Raw genomic sequence first — 21,043 nt, forward strand, 5'->3', positions numbered from 1 at the left:
TACCTTATTAAATCAACTCACGTACATCGATGAAGTGGCCGGTCACGGCTGCCGCAGCAGCCATTGCCGGACTCACCAGATGGGTACGGCCACCGAAGCCCTGACGACCCTCGAAGTTACGGTTAGAGGTGGATGCACAGTGCTCACCATTACCCAGCTTATCCGGGTTCATCGCCAGACACATCGAACAACCCGGCTCGCGCCATTCAAGTCCGGCCTCAATAAAGATCTTGTCCAGCCCTTCCTGCTCCGCCTGAGCTTTTACCAGACCAGAACCCGGCACAACCAAAGCCTGAATAATGTTATCCGCCACTTTGCGCCCTTTAACGACTTTGGCTGCGTCACGCAGGTCTTCGATACGGGAGTTAGTGCAGGAGCCGATAAAAATGCGGTCCAGTTTAATATCGGTAATCTTCTGATCCGCAGCCAGCCCCATATACTTGAGCGCACGGTTAATGCCATCGACCTTAACCGGATCTTTCTCTTTGTCCGGATTCGGCACCTGTCCCGACACCCCAACAACCATTTCAGGAGAAGTTCCCCAGGTCACCTGTGGTTCGATATCTTCGGCATGAATCTCTACCACGGCATCAAACTCAGCATCGGTATCAGAGGTCAGATCGCGCCATTCAGCAACAGCAGCGTTCCAGTGCTCGCCTTTAGGCGCGAAAGGACGACCGTCAAAGTAATCGATAGTGGTCTGATCAACCGCCACCAGGCCGACCCGCGCACCGGCTTCAATCGCCATATTACAAACGGTCATACGACCTTCCATCGACATATTACGGAACACATCACCACCGAATTCGATAGCGTAGCCCGTGCCACCTGCGGTACCTATTACACCGATCACATGCAGCACTACATCTTTTGGTGTCACACCGATACCCAGCTCACCATCCACCCGCACCAGCATATTCTGCATCTTCTTGGTAATCAGACACTGAGTCGCCAGTACATGCTCAACTTCTGAAGTACCGATGCCGTGGGCCAGCGCTCCCAACGCTCCCAGAGTCGCGGTATGGGAGTCGCCACAGACAGCCGTGCTGCCCGGCAGTATAGCGCCCTGCTCAGGGGCCATAACATGAACGATACCCTGACGGTGATCATTCATCTTGAATTCCAGAATGCCAAACTCATCGCAGTTGGCATCCAGAGTTTTAACCTGAATTTTAGACACCGGATCGACGATCAGATCCACACCGCCGGAACGCTCCGTTGTAGGTACATTGTGGTCCGGTGTAGCAATATTGGCATCAATGCGCCATGGCTTGCGTCCCGCCAGTCTCAGCCCTTCAAATGCCTGAGGCGAGGTAACCTCATGCAGCACCTGACGATCGATATAGATCAGCGAACTTCCATCTTCGTTGGTTCGCACCAGATGCGAATCAAACAGTTTGTCATATAACGTTTTTCCAGCCATGGGTTATTACCTCACTGTATCTTCTTAACCGGCGTTGTGGTCTGCCAGCCTTTATATATGCAGCAATCCTAGTGCACGCATTACCAGAAAACAAATTCATAATTTTTATGCTTTGCATTCCTATCTGGAATAGATAGACTATTCGCAACAGAAACTGGACAGACCCTATGGATACTAATGCACTACAGGCCTTTGTAGCGGTTGCAGAAACCGGCTCCTTTTCCCGGGCGGCAGAGAAACTCTTCCTGACCCAGTCAGCGATGAGCAAACGTATTCTGATACTGGAACAACAACTGAACAGCCGCTTGTTTGATCGCATCGGCCGTACAGTCGGGCTGACAGAAGCCGGCCATGAACTGCTGCCCCGGGCCAACCGTATATTACTGGAACTTGAAGATGCCCGCCGCTCGCTGAGCAATCTCAGCGGCGAGGTCAGCGGCACACTCTCGGTAGCGGCCAGTCACCATATAAGCCTGCACCGTCTGCCGCCGATACTGCGACAATACATCCGCGAATTTCCGCAGGTAAAGCTGGACCTGCGCTTTGATGAGTCAGAGATTGCTTACGACAATGTCCTTAAAGGCAATCTAGAGATCGCGCTGATCACCCTCGCTCCCCATCCGGCCCCCAGTATCCATTCAAAGGCGATCTGGAGCGATAAGCTCAACTATGTCGTGGCAACCGATCATCCACTGGCCTCGCTTAAACGGGTAACGCTGGAACAACTGTGCGATTATCCGGCGATACTGTCAGGCAGCGCCACATTCACCCGTCAGTTGGCCAATCTGCAATTTTCACAACTGGGATTGCAACCCGATACCACAATGTCCACAAACTATCTGGACACTATCAGGATGATGGTGGAGATCGGTCTGGGCTGGTCCCTGTTACCGGAAACCATGACCGAAAACAGCCTAAGCATTCTCAACGTGGATGTCCCCCCTGTGACCCGGGAGCTGGGATATATCATCCATAAAGACCGCACACTGAGTAATGCTGCCCGCCACTTTATACACCTTTTGGAGCAGGCGGCAGAAAAGGGTTCATAATCTTCATCCGCTTCATTAATATGTTAAGACAGATAACCTTTTAGGGACTGATGATGACTCAAAGCTCTGCTAGCGGCACTGACAACTGGCTTCAGGAACAGCTACAACGCTGGCAGGAGATGGCGGAACAACTCACGCAGAGTAAACCTGAGCAGTGGCAGCAGTTTCTCGACAGTTTTCAGCACGGGGCGGTGACTGATTTCAGCGATCAGCAGGCCAACCTGATGCGACTGGTCAAATCTCAGACAGAACAGTTCAGCCATTTCGCCGAATCACTCCGTGATAAACACAGCGACACCCTCAGTACCGATCAGTTAGTTGATCAGATGCAAAGCTATATGCAGCAGCAATGCAACGAACTGCTCAGCCAGCAATGGAATCTGCCGGAGCCTTTTGCCGCACTGATGAAAGACGCACTGCTGAAGCCCGACGCAATTTCCCGGGCCCCCTTACGGGAATTACTGGAGCAACTGGCAAAATCCCCGGAAATCGGCACTGGTTCTTACAGTCCGGCACAGGTACGCTCACTGTCTCAGGCGATGATCGATTATCAGGACGCACTGGCAGATTACCTGCAACAATACGAGCAGATTTTCAACCGGACCGGAGCAGACCTGAAGCAACTGCTGGAGCAGCAGACTGCTGATATCGACAGTGTTAAAGTGCTGCAAAACCTATGGATCGAGTGTTATGAAAAAGCCTATCGGGATACGGTCTTTACCGACCAGTATCAGGCCTGTCATGGGCGAATCAGCAACAGCCTTAACCGGGTTCGTAAACTGGCATTCGACAGCCGCGACAAAAAGCTCAAAGAGTTTGGTCTGGTCACCCGAGAAGAGCTGGACAGCACCATCCGTCAACAGCATAAGCTGCGTAAACAACTGCGTCGACAGCAACAGGAGATCGAAGAGTTAAAAACGATCATCACATCGATCCAGATGCAACAGAACAGTCCAAAACGCAATAGCCGGGAGTAACACTGAATGAGTGGATTTAAATTCAGTCCGGACAAGATCGCTTCCGAACTGGGTCAGTTCAGTGAACAACTGATGCAGAGCTTCAGTACCCTGCAGCAGCTCGATGAAGTCAGCGTTGGCCTGACCCCCAAAGAGGTCATCTATCGTGAAGATAAACTTCAACTATTCCGCTATCAAAGTGAGAAAACACCCGGCCGGAAGCGTTGCAAAACCCCGCTACTGATCTGCTACGCCCTGGTTAACCGTCCCTATATGGTTGATCTTGATCAGGAACGCTCATTTGTAAAACGGCTACTGGAGCTGGGGCTGGATATCTATCTGATCGACTGGGGCTACCCCGATGCTGCTGACCGGTATCTCGATATGGATGATTATATCAACGGCTATATCGGCAACTGCGTTAATCAGGTGTTAGAAGATTCCGGCCACGATCAGCTCAACCTGTTGGGGATCTGTCAGGGCGGCACTCTGAGCCTCTGCTATACCACCCTCAACCCGGATAACGTTAAAAACCTGGTCACCATGGTTACCCCGGTGGATTTTAAAACCCCGGATAATATGCTCAGCCATCTGGCCCAGCAGATCGATATCGATCTGGCGGTTGAAACCTACGGCAACATCCCCGGCGCGATGCTCAATGATGCCTACAATGCCCTGATGCCGATGCGCCTGGGGCTGCAGAAAAACCTCAACCTGCCGCGACAGCTTAAAGACCAGGCCTCAGCGCTGAGTTTTCTGCGCATGGAAAAATGGATCTATGACAGCCCGGACCAGGCCGGTGAGATGTTCCGCCAGTTTCTGACTACTTTCTTTAAAGACAACGGCTTTATCAACAATTCAGTTGCCGTTGACGACCGCCCGGTCGACCTTAAACGAATAACACAACCACTGCTCAACGTTTATGGTCGCTCTGACCACCTGGTTCCCCCATCGGCTTCCCAGGCCCTATCAGGCATGACCAACAGCCGTGAATACTCAGAGTATGAAGTTGCGTCCGGACATATCGGCGTCTTCGTTTCGGCAAAATCACAAACCGAGGTCGCCCCGGCCATTGCTGACTGGCTAAAACAGCATGAATAGCGCCGCACAATAACCGGATAATTTAAAAATTTACTTTTTTCCGCTGGGTTTCTCATCTAAAATCCGCCCTTTCTTTTGTCGTTAACCAAAAACCGTTTGGTTTTTAGCCGGAGTTTACGAAGTTGCCATCCAACGGGAAAATCAAACTGCAGGGTTTCAACAACCTGACAAAAAGCCTCAGCTTCTGCATCTATGATGTCTGCTATGCCAAGACCAAACAGCAGAAGGCCGAATACATCGAATATATTGATGAGCAGTATAACGCCGATCGCCTGACAGAGATTCTGACAGAAGCCTGCGACATTATCGGTGCCACGGTACTCAATGTTGCCCGACAAGACTACGACCCACAAGGCGCCAGCGTCACAATACTGGTGGCAGAAGAGCCACTGAAAGACTCTGCTAACGTCGATACCACTGAAAAACCCGGCCCTTTGCCCGAGTCAGTGGTTGCCCATCTGGATAAGAGCCATATCTGCGTGCACACCTACCCGGAAGCACACCCGGATGATGGTATCTGTACCTTCCGTGCCGATATTGAAGTGTCCACCTGTGGCATTATCTCACCGCTGAAGGCGCTGAACTATCTGATCCATAAACTGGATTCCGATATTGTGACCGTCGACTACCGGGTGCGCGGCTTTACCCGTGATATCAACGGCGTTAAACATTACATCGACCACGATATCAACTCGATCCAGAACTTTATCAGCCAGGATATCCGCGATCAGTATCAACTGGTCGATGTTAACGTCTATCAGGAGAACATCTTCCACACCAAGATGATGCTCAATGATGTCGACCTCAACACCTACCTGTTCGGCACCACCACCGCCGACCTGACCGGCCGTGAAATCGAAGAGATTACCGAACGCCTGTATCAGGAAATGAACGAGATCTTCTACGGCCGTAACATACCTGATATGAAAAACAAGTAACTGCCGGCCTGAGAATCTGCCTGCCAAAATAAAAAAGCCCGCATCGCGGGCTTTTTGCTGCTTACAACGGTACCACTCGCCTGTCGGCGGCCAACATCGCTTCCTCGTTGTCTGAATAATCTCTTTTCCTGTTGATCAACAGTAAGATACCGATAACGTTTTTTGCCAGATCCGGGCGATACATATACTTTTAATGGCGAATTCCTGCGTTTGATGAGCTACGTCATGCGTTAATGTTGCACAACTTTCGGGGAAAGCTGCTCCCCCCCTCCTCTCCCTTAATTAGCATTAACCTTTCTGTTTAAGGTAATTCCCAGCGCCCAGGGGCTACTTTTCGCTACCCCCTCCATAGCCTATCCACACATATTATGTATGGTCTTTATGATTCTTACCTATACTGAATACGCTCAGCCTAGGGAGATGAGCTGGCATGTTAAGAAAATAAAAAACTGATAACCATATGAGGAGAGGATAATTATGAATCAACTCAGTCGACGCAGTTTTATTAAACTGGGGGGAGCGGGTGTTGCTGCCGGAGTGACGTCGCTGACGCCTGCCAGCGCGCTTGCTAAGTCAGAATCATTCAACCCGGGCGCTACCACGCTTCCTTACCCGCAAATAGCCATTGCCAAGGCCAAGGCCCTGCCACAGAACAAGGTAATACACTTCAATTATCCCGATGAAAGCTCCCCCTGTGCAGTAATTCGCCTGGGACAACCGGTGCCTGGAGGTGTAGGGCCTGACATGGATATCGTTGCCTACAGCACCCTGTGCACCCACATGGGCTGTCCGGTGAGTTACGACCCGGCTTCACGTAACTTCAAGTGCCCCTGTCACTTTAGCGTATTTGACAGCGAGAAAATGGGCCAGATGGTCACGGGGCAGGCAACAGAGAACCTGCCCAAGATTCGCCTGGAGTACGATGCCAACAGCGATTCGGTTACGGCTGTGGGTATTGATGGCCTGCTCTTCGGCCGCCAGGCCAACACCCTATAACCCGGAGGGCAAATATCATGTCTCATAATAAAGATCGTGTACCACTGCCCCCTGTGGGTGCTCAGAAAACCAATATGACCTGCCACTTCTGTATTGTCGGCTGTGGCTACCATGTGTACAAATGGCCCCATGGCGCCGAGGGCGGCCGTGCGCCGAGCGAGAACGCTTTGGGAAAAGACTTCCGCAGTCAGCAGCCACCGCTGTCCGGCACGATGACACCCGCTATGGTCAACGTGGTAGAAGAAGGCGGCAAGAAATACAACATCATGATCCAGCCTGACAGGGAATGCGTGGTTAATCAGGGCCTGAGTTCCACCCGTGGTGGTCAGATGGCCACAATTATGTACAACGCTGAAGGAGTCACCCGTGACCGCCTCAAATACCCGCGCCTGTTCACCGGCGATGACTGGGTGGACGTGAGCTGGGACGAGGCCATGGCGGTCTACGCCGGGGTGACCAAGCGCCTGCTCGACGCCTTCGGTCCCGATTCGATCATGTTCAACGCCTTCGACCATGGCGGTGCCGGGGGCGGCTTCGAAAACACCTGGGGCAGCGGCAAGTTAATGTTTTCTGCGCTCAAAACCCGGATGGTACGTATCCATAACCGCCCGGCCTACAATTCGGAGTGCCACGCCACCCGTGATATGGGCATCGGCGAGCTGAATAATAGCTATGAGGACAGCGAACTGGCAGACACCATCATGTTCATCGGCGCCAACGCCTACGAGACCCAGACCAATTACTTTCTCGCTCACGCCCTGCCGAACCTGACCGGTGCGACAGTGGCGAAGAAGCAAGCATGGTTCAAGGGTGAAACAGCCGACAGTGGACGCTTCATTCTGGTTGATCCACGCCGCTCCCTGACCACTGCGATCTGTGAGGAAACCGCCAGGGACCAGGTGCTGCACCTTCAGATCAATCCAGGTACCGATACCGCACTGTTCAACGGTCTGCTGACTTACGTGGTGGACAAGGGATGGCACGACCAGGATTTTATCGCTGAACACACTTCCGGCTTCGAGAAGGCTTTGAAAGCCAACCGCATGAGCCTGGAGCAGTGCTCGCAGATCACCGGCGTATCTGTGGCAGACCTGGAAAAAGCCGCCGACTGGGCTTATAAGCCGAAACAGTCCGGCCATCGCCCGCGCACCGCCCATCTGTATGAAAAGGGTATCATCTGGGGCAACGACAATTACCGTATCCAGTCTGCACTGGTGGACCTGGTGCTGGCCACCCACAACGTGGGTCGTCGCGGCACCGGTGTCTGTCGTCTCGGGGGGCATCAGGAAGGCTATGTGCGTCCGCCCTATCCTGGCAAGCGGCCGGTCTACATTGATCAGGAAATTATCAAGGGCAATGGCAAGATGCTGACCGTGTGGGCCTGCAACGCCTTCCAGTCCACACTAAACGCTCAGGAGTATCGTCAGACACTATATCGTCGTGCGAACATCGTCCGGGATGCCCTGGCGCAGGTCCGCGGGGGCAGCGTGGAGAGCATGGTTGATGCCATTATCGATGCGGTTACTAACCACGGTGGGTTATTCATTACCACCATCGACTTATACCCAACCAAGTTCGCTCAGGCATCCCATCTGATACTGCCGGCAGCCCATCCTGGGGAGATGAACCTCACGTCGATGAACGGTGAGCGCCGCATGCGTCTGTCTGAGAAGTTCATGGATCCTCCCGGGGAAGCTATACCGGACTGCCTGATAGCGGCGAAAATTGCCACCACCATCAAAGCGCTGTACGAAAAAGAAGGTAACAAGACGATGGCCGAACGCTTCTCGGGCTTCGACTGGAAGACCGAGGAAGACTCTTTCAACGATGGTTTCCGTAAACCCGAGGGTATCGATAGTCAGGGAGGTGCAACCGGGCATCTGGTCACCTATGACCGGCTGCGTCAGCAAGGTAACAACGGAGTGCAACTGCCCGTCAGGGAGTACAAAGACGATCTGCTGGTCGGCACCGAGATGGTTTACTCCGATTACAAGTTCAGCACCTCCGACGGGAAGGCCCACTTCCTGCCTGCCGAGTGGACCGGCTTACCGGATATGGTTGAATCCCAGCGCAAGAAATACCGGTTCTGGATTAACAACGGCCGCACCAACCATATCTGGCAGACGGCCTATCACGACCAGCGCGTTGACTTTCGCACCCGGCGCTACCCTATGGCGCCGATCGAAATCAACCCGGAAGATGCCAAAGAACTGGGTATCGAATCAGGCGACGTAGTCGAAGTCTTCAACGACTTCGGCTCCACTTTTGCCATGGCCTATCTGGAAGCAGACATGAAACCAGGCCACACCTTCATGATGTTCGGGTACTTCAACGGTAACGTGGGTGATGTCGTCACCAGCTGGACTGATCGAAACTACATCCCCTATTACAAAGGAACCTGGGCCGATATCCGCAAGGTCAGCTCTATGAGGAACTACCAGGAGACCGTGTCCTTTAAGCGTCGCCGTTTTACCTGACCTCTGAGTGATCGCGGTAGCCCGGCCCTGCTGCTTAAGCCGGCCCCGCAAGGGCCGGCTTGTTACATGATGAAAACAGAGTGACTGAATCAGATAGGTAATCTGCAACCATTTCAGAAAGATCTATTATGCTGCCCCCTCCCGCAAAGTTGCGCTGTAGTATTCATTTAATACCTCCTCCTTCACCGAGGCTGCTACCTTGTAACCAGTACCTTCTGAGAAATAAAAACAATCAGCTACAGCTAGGAGTACGTTATGAGTAATAAAAAAATTCTGATGATCACCGGGGATTTCACCGAAGACTATGAAACCATGGTGCCCTTTCAAACCCTGCTGACGGTAGGCCACCGTGTCGATGCCGTTTGCCCTGATAAAGTCAGTGGCGATTCAGTTGCCACCGCGATTCATGATTTTGAGGGCGACCAGACCTATACCGAAAAACGCGGCCATAACTTCACCCTTAACGCCACCTTTGCAGAGATCGACCCCGCCGATTACGACGCACTGATCATCCCCGGCGGCCGCGCACCTGAATACCTGCGCCTTAATCCCGCGGTGTTAACCATGGTGCGCCATTTCTTTGAAACGAACAAACCGGTGGCTGCGGTCTGCCACGGGGCACAGATACTCTCTGCGGCGGGTGTATTGAAAGACAGGAAATGTTCCGCCTACCCGGCCTGTATGCCTGAGATCAATCAGTCGGGGGGGATCTTTACTGAGATAGCCATCGATGCGGCCATCACCGATGGCAACCTGGTCACGGCTCCTGCCTGGCCCGCTCACCCTGCCTGGCTATCGCAATTTTTAGCGCTGCTAAAATAAGCTGTAAAATTGCGCTGCTGAAATAGTGTGTAGGAAATAGCAAAAAAGTTTAACCTGCAACTAATCTTTGATAACGCTCCGCAACGGCTATCTGAAAAGGTAGCCGTTTTATTGCAGGCAGGAATAGCTCTATTTTCAAAACGGACAGACAGGATTGAACTATGTGCAAACTGTTTATCAATGGCGATACAGCCCACTGGAAGAGCAGCACCCGCTCACTGCGTATTGATGGCATGGTGACCAGCGTGCGGCTGGAAAACTATTTCTGGAGCACACTGGAAGAGATCGCCGCACGGGATCATATGAATATCCCCCAGATGCTCACCCGCCTGTATCATGAATCGATCGATGCCGGACATGACCTGGGCAACTTCACCTCATTTCTCAGAGTCTGCTGTATGCGCTACCTGGCATTGCAACTGACTGGTGAGATTCCTGCGAACAGAGAGATCGCGATCAATACCCTGGATGCGGAGTCTATTTTGGCGAATGAGATTCAGAAGAGGCATTAAAAAACCCGCTAATATCTGCAAGGATCGTTAGCGGGCTGATTGAATCGAAGCAGACTACTTATCTTCTTTCGTGGGTCCTTCATCATTACTGGCGGGATTGTCGGAAGATTTTTCACCCCCCGGCGGAGTAAAGATATTCCACATCGCCATATTCTGATCGGCGATCTTGTTCATCATATTCAGCGGGTTGGCGGCACCGATCATATTCTGCATCTGTTCGCGGATGCGCTCCTGCTGATCGATAAAGGTGGCAATACTCTGTTCCAGATACTGGCTCATCATCCCCTGCATACTGTCACCGTAAAAACGGATCAGTTGTTGCAGCACCTGATTGGTCAGCAGTGTTCCATGCCCCAACGCCTCTTGTTCACTGATAATCTGCAACAGTATATTGCGGGTCAGATCCGCCCCGGTTTTGGAATCCTGAACCTGAAAGTTTTCCTGACTCAGTACCAACTGCTTTACATCTTCCAGGGTGATGTAACAGCTACGGGATGTATCGTACAGACGGCGATTTGTGTATTTTCTGAGAATTCTCAAAATAGTCTCTCTCTACCTGATCTGCTCCTGCATTCAACACTCTGCTGCAGTGTGGCGGGGAACAGTATTATTTGTTTTTATCAGAGCTTTTACTGCTGCTGGTATATGAGGTCATCATATTCATCAGCATCTTCTGAATAGCATCCATCGACCCCAGACCGCTGGCCATATAGGGTTGAAATAGCGTCAGCGGATCATAACCATCAACACCGGCATCCATTCGCTCCTGAATTTTACCCATCATCTCTTTCTGAAACGATTCAACATCCGGCAACCCCAGCACCTTGCGGAGCTCTTCGGGTGTCATTTCAACATCTACTTTGAAATTCATCAGCGCCTCTCTTCAGCCGGACCGGTTAATCCGCCAGAAATTACCACCTGTCAGAATGACCGCTGCGTAAAACTGCACAATGGTGATTCAATTACTTAACTGCTGTTAATCTAATACTATACCAACTGCGGTGCAAAACAAATTTACCGATTCGTTTCTGCACAATTTTCCGGTTTTATCCAAATAGTTGCGCACACTGCCGCAATTAAAACCGCCGCGGCAGCGACGCTGAATGTTGCAGATGCACCCAATGATTCCCACATCATTCCACTGCACAAAGCACCGAGTGCGCCACCAACACCGAAGCCAAGACTGCTGAACATCGCCTGCCCCTGGCCATGATTTGAGGGGGAAAAATAATGATGCACCAGCGCGATACCCACCGCATGTAATACACCGAAGCTCACTGCATGCAGTGTCTGAGCAAACAGCATTAGCGGGAGAATTTCGGGAATCAGTCCGATCAGCAGCCAGCGCAATACGCACAACAGCAGACTGATAATCATCAGCCGGCGCAATCCCAGTCCGCCGATCAGCTTTGGCATCAGAATAAAGATCAGCACTTCTGCAACCACCCCGACTGACCACAGCAGACCAATCTCGGTACGACTGTATCCGAGACTGTCCATCAGCACTGAGTAGAAGGTGTAGTACGGGCCGTGACTAAACTGTATCAGCAGACAGATCAGAAAAAACACCAGCACCTGCGGCCGCAGCAATTGCTGCACAAAGCCACTCTCATCACTTCGGCGCGGAGCAGTTTTAGCCTCAACAAACAGGGATGCTATCCAGATCATCACCATCAGCCCGAGCATCATCCAGGGCAGCCAGCGTATACTGACAAGATCCAGTAACCAGCCAATCCCTATTACCGCAATAATAAAACCAACGGAGCCCCACAGGCGAATTCGGCTGTAGAGCTGTTCGCGCCCCTTCAGATGTGTCAGGGTCAGCACCTCGAACTGAGGCAGAACCGCATTCCAGAAAAAACTGAAGCCTGCCATCACCAGTGCAATCCCCAGAGCACTCTCCTGCCAGAAGATCAGTACAAAGATAAGGCAGGTGAAAAATGCTCCATAGCGCACAATTCGCAAGCGCTGACCGGTGCGATCCGCCAGCCAGCCCCAGATATTCGGAGCAATAATGCGAGACGCCATCAGAATGGCCATCAGGCTACCTATCGTTTGTGCATTAAAATCAAACGACTTCAGATAGAGGCTCCAGTACGGAACCAAAGCCCCTAAGAGGGAGAAGTAAAAGAAGTAAAAGCCCGACAGGCGGCTATACGTATTGAGTTGCATCAGCTGTTCAGTTTCATCGGTGATGTCGTTTCATCGGGATCCGGTTTGACTCCTGTCCGCAGCGATCATGCATTTCCGATCTTCAGACCGGGGCTCTGGAAAGTAAAAATCCACCGGCTTATGCAACCGGTGGATTTTCAGATAAGCCGCTGCGGCGAATGACAGCAAAGCTGGCGGAGCCTGAAAATCACGCGTCGCCCAGCTTCTCCAGAATATACTGCGGCAACGCAAAGCTACCGACATGGATCTGCGGATTATAGTAACGGGTTTTAATACCGCTGGCTGCAAACCGCGCGGCAACCTCTTCCACACTCAACTGCCGGTTGGCTGCATCATCACAACCCCAGGCAAAAGTCATAGCACCACCGATATAGGTAGGTACTGCTGCGGTGTAAAAGGTCTGGTCGGCGAAGTATGGGCTGAGACGCTGCCGGGTGGTGACTACCTCTTCAGGCTGCATATAGACTACACCGTTCTGGGCAACGAAGATTCCTCCTTCATTGAGACAACGCTTACAACCTTCATAGAAACGACTGCTGAACAACACTTCACCGGGACCAACCGGATCGGTACAGTCGGAGATAATCACATCGTACTTCTCTTCGGTCTGGCAGACATAATCGATACCATCACCGATAACAATATTGGCACGCGGGTTGTCATAAGCGCCCTGAGAATGGTTCGGCAGGTATTCAACACACATATCGATAACCGCCTGATCGATCTCAACCTGAGTGACACTTTCAACAGACTGATGCTTCAGGACTTCGCGCAGCATGCCCCCATCACCACCGCCGATAATCAGTACTTTTTTAGCACTGCCGTGAGCCATTAGCGGAACATGGGTCAGCATCTCATGATAGATAAACTCATCTTTTTCTGTGGTCTGGATAATACCATCCAGTGCCATAACAGTTCCGAATTTAGGGTTACGGAAAATAATCAGATGCCAGGAGTCGGTCTGTTGTTCAAACAGCACTTCTTCCACATCAAATGCCTGACCGTATCCATCGTAAAGAGTCTCTTTATAGACTGTCATAGTTAATCCACCAAAACTAAAGGCACGCTTTGCGCCGTCGTTAAATAAATAGTAACCAAAAATAAAAACCCCTTAGTTACAATTCTGCAACAAGGGGTTACTCAAAGAAAAGCGTAATTTTAACCTTTTAACACCGGAGTTTCACACACCACATCGGCATTTTGTGCCCGGTGACGCAGCAGGTGATCCATCAGCACAATCGCCATCATCGCTTCGGCAATCGGCGTCGCGCGAATCCCCACACAGGGATCATGACGCCCCTGTGTCACCACCTCGATCGCTTCCCCCCGGCTATTGATGCTCTGTCCCGGCAGACGCAGACTGGAAGTAGGCTTTAAGGCGATATGCGCGGTGATCTCCTGACCCGTGGAGATACCACCGAGAATGCCACCCGCATGGTTGGAGAGAAACCCCTCCGGGGTCATCTCATCGCGATGCTCGGTTCCCTTCTGTTCAACACAGGCGAAACCATCACCGATCTCAACGCCCTTAACTGCGTTAATACTCATCAGTGCATGGGCCAGATCAGCGTCCAGACGATCAAATATCGGCTCCCCCAGTCCTACTTGCACCCCGGTCGCGGAAACAGAGATTTTTGCGCCGATAGAATTCCCCTCTTTACGCAGGGCATCCATATAAGTTTCCATCTCTGCCACTTTACCGGCATCCGGACAAAAAAACGGATTCTGATCGACCTGATCCCAGTCAAACCCCTCAATCTTAATTGGCCCCAGCTGTGAAAGATAACCCCGTACTTCAACGCCTTTCTGCGCCAGATACTTTTTAGCCACCGCGCCAGCTGCCACCCGCATCGCGGTTTCCCGGGCCGATGAGCGACCGCCGCCACGATAATCACGGAAACCATATTTATGGGTGTAGACGTAATCCGCGTGTGCCGGACGGAATGTCTCGGCGATATTGGAGTAGTCCTTGGAACGCTGATCGGTATTTTCAATCAGCAGACCAATGGGGGTTCCGGTCGTTTTGCCCTCAAACACGCCGGAGAGGATCTTTACCTCATCGGCTTCACGCCGCTGGGTGGTGTGTCGTGAGGTCCCTGGTTTACGGCGATCCAGATCGCGCTGCAAATCAGCTTCAGTCAGTTCAATGCCCGGAGGACAACCATCGATGATACAGCCCAGCGCCGGACCATGGCTCTCGCCGAAAGTAGTGACAGTGAAAAGCTTACCGTAGGTGTTTCCTGACATCGTCTGTTCCCGATCTTAAAGCAAAAAATTTAGTGAATTATATCCTAGTCGCTCACACAGCGCTGCAATACTGTCGAACCTCGTCAGCCGTCAGCAGGAATACCCCGTTGCCGCCCTGCGCCAGCTCCAACCAGGTAAACGGTATCTGAGGATACTGTTGTTGCAGGTGGACTTCGCTATTACCAACCTCAATCACCAGCAGACCATCCTCTGTCAGGAACTGTTCAGCCTGTCGCAGTATCTGTCTGGTAATATCAAGACCATCAGGCCCAGATCCCAGCGCCAGATCGGGCTCATGCTGGTACTCCTGCGGCATAGCCGCAAGATCCGCACTATCTACATACGGTGGATTGCTGACAATCAGATCATAGCGGCGCCCCTTCAGGTTGCTGAACAGATCACTCTCAATAGCCGTCACCCGGTCATCAAGCTCATGGCGGATAATATTACGGCGGGCCACTTCCAGTGCATCCCCTGAGATGTCCGCCAGATCGACTTCGGCCTCCTCAAACGCATAGGCGCAGACAATACCAATACAACCGCTACCGGTACAGAGATCCAGAATCCGTTCCACCGGCCCGTCCCTCAGCCACGGACTGAAATGCAGCTCTATCAGTTCCTGAATCGGTGAACGGGGAATCAGCACCCGCTCATCGACATAAAAAGGCATACCCGCATACCAGGCTTCCCCTATAATGTAGGGCAGTGGCCGGCGCTGCATCACCCGTTGCTCGAGAAAGTCCAGCACCCGCAGCTTCTCGTCGCCGGTGAGCCGGGCATCCAGTAGTTCAGGATGACTATTCCAGGGCAGATGCAGCGCACCCAGCACCAGCTGAACCGCCTCATCCCATGGATTATCGGTTCCGTGGCCAAAATAGAGGTCGTGTTGGTAGAAGCTGCTCATGCTGAAACGGATAAAATCACGTATCGTATGCAGCTCTTTCAGTGTCTGTGCTTGATTGATGGTCATGTATGGATGGATAATTCGTCGAGTTGGTGCCTGCTTTATTGCAGGCCGTGTATGTTAATGAATAATGTTTGCGAACGCTATGTCTGATAACGATCTGCCTGATAACGAACACCCTGATAATACTGAAATTGATTTTTCCTCAGCCATGACGGGGGTTACCCGGATTAAAAATGACCGGGCAGACCTGCGCGGACACCCGAAAAAACTTAAACTGGCCAATGATGAGACCACCCGCTATAAACGGCAAATGGCCGTTCAGGACGAAGAGAGTATCGTTGACGGCCTCAGCTCAGAGGTCATTAATCTGGTTGAAACGGAGGATGAGCTGATCTATGCCACTCCCGGGGTTCAGCTGAAACTAATGAAACGTCTGAAGCAGGGGCATATCCCCTGGGACGCGGGTCTCGACCTGCACGGTTATATCATTGACGATGCCCGTACCGAGCTCAGCAGCTTTATTCGCGAATGCAGTCTTCGCCAACTACGTTGTGTGATGGTGATCCACGGCAAATCGAACAGCGTAGAAAGCCAGCACGCATTGATGAAGTCTTATGTAAATGACTGGCTGAGGCAGATGGAGCAGGTAATCGCTTTCTCCTCAGCTCAACCGAAAGATGGCGGAACTGGCGCGCTCTATGTGTTGCTGAAACGGGCGAAATAATAATCGCAGATTAAACGCTTAAATCTTTGCCTGCACACTTTACCTCTGTGTGCTAATCACGTAAGTTAGCACAATTTTTTAACGGCTCTGTCACAAAACTGCGATTCTGACACGATTCCCGGTTATATCTGACAGAGAATCTGACAGGCCAAAACAGGATTACACACTGTAATGGAAAAAGAATTTGCCAGCATAATCGAACAGCTGGGTGAAGATCTCACCCGTGAAGGCCTGATCGACACCCCCAAACGCGCAGCGAAAGCGATGCAGTTTCTCACCCGTGGCTATGAGCAAAACCTGGAAGAGGTAATCAATGGTGCCCTCTTCCCCACTGAGAACAGCGAAATGGTCATCGTAAAGGATATCGAGCTGTACTCGATGTGTGAGCACCATATGCTGCCCTTTATTGGTAAATGCCATGTGGGTTACATCCCCAATGGGCAGGTCATCGGGTTGTCCAAGATTGCCCGGATAGTGGATATGTTCGCCCGCCGCCTGCAGATTCAGGAAAATATGACCAAACAGATCGCCGATGCCATCATGCAAGCAACCGGTGCTGACGGTGTTGGCGTGGTTATCGAAGCACAGCATATGTGTATGATGATGCGCGGTGTTGAAAAGCAGAACAGCAGCATGAAGACCTCAATGATGCTGGGTTCATTCCGCAAGAGCCAGTCAACCCGCGGCGAGTTCCTTTCGCTGATCAACTGATCACTACCGCAGATCAGACTGCGGAAGCGGCTCATGCCTACCGCAGCTATAAATAAAAATATAAAGGGATCCGTTCAGGGATCCCTTTTTTATTACTTCAGCGTTGAGACCTGAGCGTTCGGTAGCGCACGGCAAACATCAGTGGTTTTAACCATCGCCAGCGACTCACCAGCATCGCTGTAAAGATCAGGCTGCAGCCTCCCAGCTGCAGGGAACTCATCTCCTCACCATAAATTATCCCCGCCAGCAACGCGGCCCAAACGGGCTCCAGAGTCATAATAAGCGCAACATGACTGGCCGGGGCCAGACTCTGAGCATAGGTTTGCAGTGCAAAACGCAAACTGGTAGCGATAAACGCGCTGGAGAATAACCAGCCCAGCGCTGCGTTGCTGACCGAATCAGGCCAGACCTCAACAAACGCAGAAACAACAATACCACCGATACCAACAATCAACAGCTGTACTGCGGTAAGAACCAGTGCAGGCACCGCCAGCGCCATACGGGAAACTAAAACAAAGTGGACCGAAAACAGCAGTGCAGCAGAAAGAAACCAGAGCTGACCCGCGGCCAGAGAGATGCCGCCTTCCAGCGACAGCAGCATCAATCCGACAATGGCGACCGGCAGAGAGAACCAGGTACTCAATTGCGCCTGTTCCCGATATATCAGCCATGCCATCAGTGGCACCAAAACCACCCCCAGACTGGTAATAAAAGCGCCTTCACCCAGGTGACTGCCATGTTTTAAACCCAAAATCCAGCACAGTAGCGCACAGGTCATCAGCAAACCCAGTCGCATGACAGGAAACAGTACCTGCTGCTTCAATAATGAGCGCAGATCGTTGAATGCCAGAATCATCAGCAGCAAACCTGCCAGCAGAAAGCGTATCCCGATAAACAGCAGGGGCGGAAAATCCTGCAGGGCCTGCTTAGAAAATATCCATCCTGCCGCAGCAATCAGAGTGACCAGTAACAGTAGCAGATCGGCCCGGGCTGCAGGGGACAACGGCATATAAACCTCAGTAGTAAGCTATAGATAAATGTTTACAGTGTTTCAGGTACTTTCAGGTGCTGCGGGGGTTCAGGTAGCAATTGAGCTTTATGATCGACTGACAAGACGCTGGATAGGTGGTTATTGAAAGGGACTCAATATACGTATTCCGAATATACACTCTGCGTCTGACCTTTTATAAACGCATCGACTGTTCCATCTGTCGCAAGCTATCCTCAGCGATAAGACGCCCTAACTCTATCATCTCCCTGGCCCGATGGAACTCATAAAAACGGCAGGTATCCTTGGGGATCCCAATCAACAGGTCGGGGGGATAACCGGCCACTTTGTACTTACCCAGCGACTCCTGCATCACCTCAACAGAGCTAAACAGAACATCTATCCGGCCATTAGCTTTATGTGCAGATACATCTTTCAGACCGTTTTTCATAGCTTTCAGCCTGGACTCATGTTTGCTGTCAACTTGCCATTCGTCGCTAAATCCGGAGCGATCAAGGTAACGGGTTTCAGGGAGCACAATGCGGTGCCGCTGCGCTTCAGCGTTCAGATCAACAGCAATAATCAGATCCGCATGGGCAGCCACCGTGGGTATGATAGGGATCGGATTTAACACCCCTCCATCAACCAGCACCCTATCCTCTTCAATAACCGGGGTAAAAAAACCCGGCACGGCGATGGATGCCCGAATTGCCTCCAGCATAAGGCCTTTCTGAAACCAGACCTCTTTCTGATGTGTCAGGTCGGTGGCAACTGCCGTATAGGTTATTGGCAGTTCCTGTATTAATGGATTACCGGCGATATCAAGTAACCTGGCTAATAGCCGCTCTCCCCGTATCGTGCCCTCCCCCCTCAGGGTCAGATCCATAAGTTTAAAGACATCAATACGCCGCAGAGACGTTACCCAGTCGGTGTACTCTTCAAGACGCCCGGCGGCATATATTCCGCCCACCAACGCTCCCATAGAGCTGCCCGCGATGCAGATAATTTCATAGCCACGCCGGTTAAGCTCTTCAATAACACCGATATGGCTATACCCTCTGGCTCCCCCGCTCCCCAGTACCAGCGACACTGTGGTTTTCATAGTTTAGTCCCTTTGCTGAACCCCAATAACAGCGATAACACCAACTCCAAGGATCAACGTAACTGAATCCACACCCCTGAAGCTTCCTCCCGATCAGCAACCGGTAGTGCCGGCCCAACGCCAACGCTATCGATTCGGCCGGCGTCAATACCGGCTTCGATCAACAGATCCTTAACCTCCAGAGCGGCATTGTTACTGCGCTCCAGAAGCTCATCGATAGCACTCCCCTCCGACCTGTTGTAACTCCCAACTAAAATCTGCTGTTGTGGATTATTAATCATAAAATCGATCAGAGGCTCCAGCTGTTCAGCATCACTCAGCCAGCTAAACCCCTGTTGTTGCAGATCCGCAGCCACACTTTCTGCGGTCTGTTTAAGCGGTTCAATCAGATCAAAATGCACATAGACCCGCCGGTTGCCCCGCTTGACCGTATACAGGGCCAGCTGCAGATTTCCGGCACTGGCCGACAGAAAAAACTGGCTCCGGTCCAGACCATAGAGTTCAGCCACTTCAAAATAGTTGTTTGCCCACTGATTACTACTGCCACACTGGCGACTGCTGCATTGGAAAAGAATTTTCGCCTGCATGCTTTTCAGTTGTTCCAGATAGTAACTGAACACCTGATCCGGTGTATGGATATCCGGAACTCTGTAGGTAATACGGGTAAGCTCGCCCTTAATGCGTTTATCCAGTTCAGGCGAAATAACCCCTTCAATCTTCCTCATCGGCCCGGTCGCGAGGGCGTATTCGGGAACCACCCGGGTGTTATAACCGACGATCCAGCTTAACGGAAATCTGGGAAGCTGACGGGGATCACTACTGCCACTGACATCACTCTCAGCCTGAACAGTACCGCTCAGCAGCAGCATCAACAATACCTGTAAAAATGCTTGAATCCTCATTAACAATCCTTTTGTTCTTCAACTTAGGTTAATCCAGATTAAACTCATTAATCAGTGTAGCAATTAGCCCGGCCGCCTGCTCCTCGAGATGCAGATGATGGCCGCCTGCCAGTCGTTCTGTTCTGATGTTACGCACAAGAGAGATTCGCCGATCACTTTGAGGTATACCATTTTCACCCAGAATAAGCAGTGTTGCAGCGACTACTCGCCTGAGAAAGCTTTCCACCTGAAGTTCTGACATACGCATTACCGAGGGCAGCATCAGATTGGCATCACTGCGCCAATAGTATCCGCCAGTGCGTTGCTCCAGTCCCCTCTCAACCAACCATTTGGCAGCCTCTGAATCCACCGGCCACCGGCCATTCATGCGGGCTTTAACCGCTGATTCATAGTCACTATAAGCTTTCTGTACCCGCCCCTGCAGGCGAATACGTTTTTTAATTGCTACCGCCATCTGCTCTGCAGTGTCTTGCGGATCGGTTACCAGCGGTGCAATACCCTCGATCAACACCAGTTTATTGATCCTCTCGGGGAAAGCACCGGCAATCAGCGATGCGATGCTGGCCCCCATGGAGTGACCAATCAGAGAGACCTGCTCCAGCCCCAGTTGATCAGCCACGCCGAGCACATCCATAACATTATCCCAGATATAATAGGGCATTGACGCTGGCCGGTGGTCAGAATAGCCGTGCCCCATCAGATCCAGGGCAATCAACCGTATTCCCCTTAGCTGTGGCGCCAGACGATTAAAGGTCGCAGCGTTATCCAGCCAGCCGTGAAGTGCCAGCACCGGAGTGGCACAACGATCGCCCCAGCACTTTGCCGCAATCTGGTGGCCATTGACTTCAAACCTGAGCTCTTCCGTAACCGGAGTCTTGTTCATCTGTTTATAAACCTTGCTTGCCGTCGAGATTGTCCTCGCACGGCATATATCAGGATACAAAAATAAGGTAGTATCTGCACTGTTTTCTCTTTTAAAAACAGACTGTTTCGAATTTTTTAAGTAAACAGTGACT

General features: G+C 51.6%; 21 protein-coding genes. 10 read left to right on the forward strand and 11 right to left on the reverse strand.

The window, feature by feature from the left end; translation table 11 throughout:
• Positions 1-7: 7 nt before the first annotated feature.
• Positions 8-1,423, reverse strand: a complete 1,416-nt coding sequence (leuC, locus tag KDX31_09785; GenBank protein ID UTW01673.1) for a 3-isopropylmalate dehydratase large subunit — start codon at positions 1,421-1,423, stop codon at positions 8-10.
• Positions 1,424-1,590: 167 nt separating this feature from the next.
• On the opposite strand from leuC, the gene KDX31_09790 reads away from it, so the two are divergent.
• The 8 genes from KDX31_09790 to KDX31_09825 all read left to right on the forward strand — a co-directional run bounded on the left by KDX31_09790 (position 1,591) and on the right by KDX31_09825 (position 10,274).
• On the forward strand, positions 1,591-2,472 hold the full coding sequence (locus KDX31_09790) for a LysR family transcriptional regulator (protein ID UTW01674.1): 882 nt from the start codon (positions 1,591-1,593) through the stop codon (positions 2,470-2,472).
• 53 nt (positions 2,473-2,525) lie between these two features.
• Positions 2,526-3,449, forward strand: coding sequence for a hypothetical protein (locus tag KDX31_09795; protein ID UTW01675.1), 924 nt, complete (start codon positions 2,526-2,528; stop codon positions 3,447-3,449).
• 6 nt (positions 3,450-3,455) lie between these two features.
• Entirely contained in the window at positions 3,456-4,529 is a 1,074-nt protein-coding gene (gene phaC / locus KDX31_09800) for a class III poly(R)-hydroxyalkanoic acid synthase subunit PhaC (GenBank protein ID UTW01676.1), read from the forward strand.
• Between the two features lie 122 nt (positions 4,530-4,651).
• Positions 4,652-5,467, forward strand: a complete 816-nt coding sequence (gene speD / locus KDX31_09805) for an adenosylmethionine decarboxylase (GenBank protein ID UTW01677.1) — start codon at positions 4,652-4,654, stop codon at positions 5,465-5,467.
• A 477-nt stretch (positions 5,468-5,944) separates the two neighbouring features.
• Complete coding sequence (locus tag KDX31_09810) at positions 5,945-6,463, forward strand: arsenate reductase (azurin) small subunit (protein UTW01678.1); 519 nt, start codon at positions 5,945-5,947, stop codon at positions 6,461-6,463.
• A 17-nt stretch (positions 6,464-6,480) separates the two neighbouring features.
• Positions 6,481-8,940, forward strand: coding sequence for an arsenate reductase (azurin) large subunit (locus KDX31_09815; protein UTW01679.1), 2,460 nt, complete (start codon positions 6,481-6,483; stop codon positions 8,938-8,940).
• A gap of 255 nt (positions 8,941-9,195) precedes the next feature.
• Positions 9,196-9,762, forward strand: coding sequence for a DJ-1/PfpI family protein (locus KDX31_09820; protein ID UTW01680.1), 567 nt, complete (start codon positions 9,196-9,198; stop codon positions 9,760-9,762).
• 161 nt (positions 9,763-9,923) lie between these two features.
• Positions 9,924-10,274, forward strand: a complete 351-nt coding sequence (locus KDX31_09825; protein ID UTW01681.1) for a ribbon-helix-helix domain-containing protein — start codon at positions 9,924-9,926, stop codon at positions 10,272-10,274.
• Between the two features lie 54 nt (positions 10,275-10,328).
• Here the strand turns inward: KDX31_09825 and phaR are convergent, their stop codons facing one another.
• The 6 genes from phaR to prmB all read right to left on the reverse strand — a co-directional run bounded on the left by phaR (position 10,329) and on the right by prmB (position 15,663).
• Positions 10,329-10,814, reverse strand: coding sequence for a polyhydroxyalkanoate synthesis repressor PhaR (phaR, locus tag KDX31_09830; GenBank protein ID UTW01682.1), 486 nt, complete (start codon positions 10,812-10,814; stop codon positions 10,329-10,331).
• Positions 10,815-10,881: 67 nt separating this feature from the next.
• Positions 10,882-11,145: a hypothetical protein gene (locus KDX31_09835; protein UTW01683.1), complete on the reverse strand. Its 264-nt coding sequence runs from the start codon at positions 11,143-11,145 to the stop codon at positions 10,882-10,884.
• A 143-nt stretch (positions 11,146-11,288) separates the two neighbouring features.
• Complete coding sequence (locus KDX31_09840; GenBank protein ID UTW01684.1) at positions 11,289-12,446, reverse strand: MFS transporter; 1,158 nt, start codon at positions 12,444-12,446, stop codon at positions 11,289-11,291.
• A gap of 187 nt (positions 12,447-12,633) precedes the next feature.
• Positions 12,634-13,485, reverse strand: a complete 852-nt coding sequence (gene speE / locus KDX31_09845) for a polyamine aminopropyltransferase (GenBank protein ID UTW01685.1) — start codon at positions 13,483-13,485, stop codon at positions 12,634-12,636.
• Between the two features lie 119 nt (positions 13,486-13,604).
• Entirely contained in the window at positions 13,605-14,693 is a 1,089-nt protein-coding gene (gene aroC / locus KDX31_09850) for a chorismate synthase (protein ID UTW01686.1), read from the reverse strand.
• Between the two features lie 52 nt (positions 14,694-14,745).
• Positions 14,746-15,663 carry a 50S ribosomal protein L3 N(5)-glutamine methyltransferase gene (prmB, locus tag KDX31_09855; GenBank protein UTW01687.1) on the reverse strand — a complete coding sequence of 306 codons (918 nt, stop codon included), beginning with the start codon at positions 15,661-15,663 and terminating at the stop codon, positions 14,746-14,748.
• A 79-nt stretch (positions 15,664-15,742) separates the two neighbouring features.
• Here prmB and KDX31_09860 point away from each other — a divergent pair, with 79 nt between their 5' ends.
• Both KDX31_09860 and folE read left to right on the forward strand, forming a co-directional pair.
• Positions 15,743-16,324, forward strand: a complete 582-nt coding sequence (locus KDX31_09860; protein ID UTW01688.1) for a Smr/MutS family protein — start codon at positions 15,743-15,745, stop codon at positions 16,322-16,324.
• A 171-nt stretch (positions 16,325-16,495) separates the two neighbouring features.
• Positions 16,496-17,035 (forward strand): GTP cyclohydrolase I FolE, encoded by a 540-nt coding sequence (gene folE, locus KDX31_09865; protein ID UTW01689.1) that lies wholly within the window; start codon positions 16,496-16,498, stop codon positions 17,033-17,035.
• A gap of 97 nt (positions 17,036-17,132) precedes the next feature.
• Here the strand turns inward: folE and KDX31_09870 are convergent, their stop codons facing one another.
• From KDX31_09870 to KDX31_09885, 4 genes are all read right to left on the reverse strand, one after another.
• Positions 17,133-18,044 carry a DMT family transporter gene (locus KDX31_09870; GenBank protein UTW01690.1) on the reverse strand — a complete coding sequence of 304 codons (912 nt, stop codon included), beginning with the start codon at positions 18,042-18,044 and terminating at the stop codon, positions 17,133-17,135.
• A 175-nt stretch (positions 18,045-18,219) separates the two neighbouring features.
• The gene (locus KDX31_09875) at positions 18,220-19,125 is read right to left on the reverse strand and encodes a patatin-like phospholipase family protein (protein ID UTW01691.1); all 906 of its coding nucleotides are present in this window, start codon (positions 19,123-19,125) and stop codon (positions 18,220-18,222) included.
• Between the two features lie 53 nt (positions 19,126-19,178).
• Complete coding sequence (locus KDX31_09880; protein UTW01692.1) at positions 19,179-20,027, reverse strand: DUF4892 domain-containing protein; 849 nt, start codon at positions 20,025-20,027, stop codon at positions 19,179-19,181.
• Positions 20,028-20,055: 28 nt separating this feature from the next.
• The gene (locus KDX31_09885; GenBank protein ID UTW01693.1) at positions 20,056-20,910 is read right to left on the reverse strand and encodes an alpha/beta hydrolase; all 855 of its coding nucleotides are present in this window, start codon (positions 20,908-20,910) and stop codon (positions 20,056-20,058) included.
• Between the last annotated feature and the right edge of the window lie 133 nt (positions 20,911-21,043).

This window comes from Amphritea atlantica, from assembly GCA_024397875.1.
GTDB lineage: Bacteria > Pseudomonadota > Gammaproteobacteria > Pseudomonadales > Balneatricaceae > Amphritea > Amphritea atlantica_B.

What these genes read in the sequence shown, in the direction of transcription:
- leuC (UTW01673.1), bottom strand. Translation starts at nt 1,423, where the DNA reads ATGGCTGGAAAAACGTTATATGACAAACTGTTTGATTCGCATCTGGTG.
- KDX31_09790 (UTW01674.1), top strand. Translation starts at nt 1,591, where the DNA reads ATGGATACTAATGCACTACAGGCCTTTGTAGCGGTTGCAGAAACCGGC.
- KDX31_09795 (UTW01675.1), top strand. Translation starts at nt 2,526, where the DNA reads ATGACTCAAAGCTCTGCTAGCGGCACTGACAACTGGCTTCAGGAACAG.
- phaC (UTW01676.1), top strand. Translation starts at nt 3,456, where the DNA reads ATGAGTGGATTTAAATTCAGTCCGGACAAGATCGCTTCCGAACTGGGT.
- KDX31_09810 (UTW01678.1), top strand. Translation starts at nt 5,945, where the DNA reads ATGAATCAACTCAGTCGACGCAGTTTTATTAAACTGGGGGGAGCGGGT.
- KDX31_09815 (UTW01679.1), top strand. Translation starts at nt 6,481, where the DNA reads ATGTCTCATAATAAAGATCGTGTACCACTGCCCCCTGTGGGTGCTCAG.
- KDX31_09820 (UTW01680.1), top strand. Translation starts at nt 9,196, where the DNA reads ATGAGTAATAAAAAAATTCTGATGATCACCGGGGATTTCACCGAAGAC.
- KDX31_09825 (UTW01681.1), top strand. Translation starts at nt 9,924, where the DNA reads ATGTGCAAACTGTTTATCAATGGCGATACAGCCCACTGGAAGAGCAGC.
- KDX31_09835 (UTW01683.1), bottom strand. Translation starts at nt 11,145, where the DNA reads ATGAATTTCAAAGTAGATGTTGAAATGACACCCGAAGAGCTCCGCAAG.
- KDX31_09840 (UTW01684.1), bottom strand. Translation starts at nt 12,446, where the DNA reads ATGCAACTCAATACGTATAGCCGCCTGTCGGGCTTTTACTTCTTTTAC.
- speE (UTW01685.1), bottom strand. Translation starts at nt 13,485, where the DNA reads ATGACAGTCTATAAAGAGACTCTTTACGATGGATACGGTCAGGCATTT.
- aroC (UTW01686.1), bottom strand. Translation starts at nt 14,693, where the DNA reads ATGTCAGGAAACACCTACGGTAAGCTTTTCACTGTCACTACTTTCGGC.
- prmB (UTW01687.1), bottom strand. Translation starts at nt 15,663, where the DNA reads ATGACCATCAATCAAGCACAGACACTGAAAGAGCTGCATACGATACGT.
- KDX31_09860 (UTW01688.1), top strand. Translation starts at nt 15,743, where the DNA reads ATGTCTGATAACGATCTGCCTGATAACGAACACCCTGATAATACTGAA.
- folE (UTW01689.1), top strand. Translation starts at nt 16,496, where the DNA reads ATGGAAAAAGAATTTGCCAGCATAATCGAACAGCTGGGTGAAGATCTC.
- KDX31_09870 (UTW01690.1), bottom strand. Translation starts at nt 18,044, where the DNA reads ATGCCGTTGTCCCCTGCAGCCCGGGCCGATCTGCTACTGTTACTGGTC.
- KDX31_09875 (UTW01691.1), bottom strand. Translation starts at nt 19,125, where the DNA reads ATGAAAACCACAGTGTCGCTGGTACTGGGGAGCGGGGGAGCCAGAGGG.
- KDX31_09880 (UTW01692.1), bottom strand. Translation starts at nt 20,027, where the DNA reads ATGAGGATTCAAGCATTTTTACAGGTATTGTTGATGCTGCTGCTGAGC.
- KDX31_09885 (UTW01693.1), bottom strand. Translation starts at nt 20,910, where the DNA reads ATGAACAAGACTCCGGTTACGGAAGAGCTCAGGTTTGAAGTCAATGGC.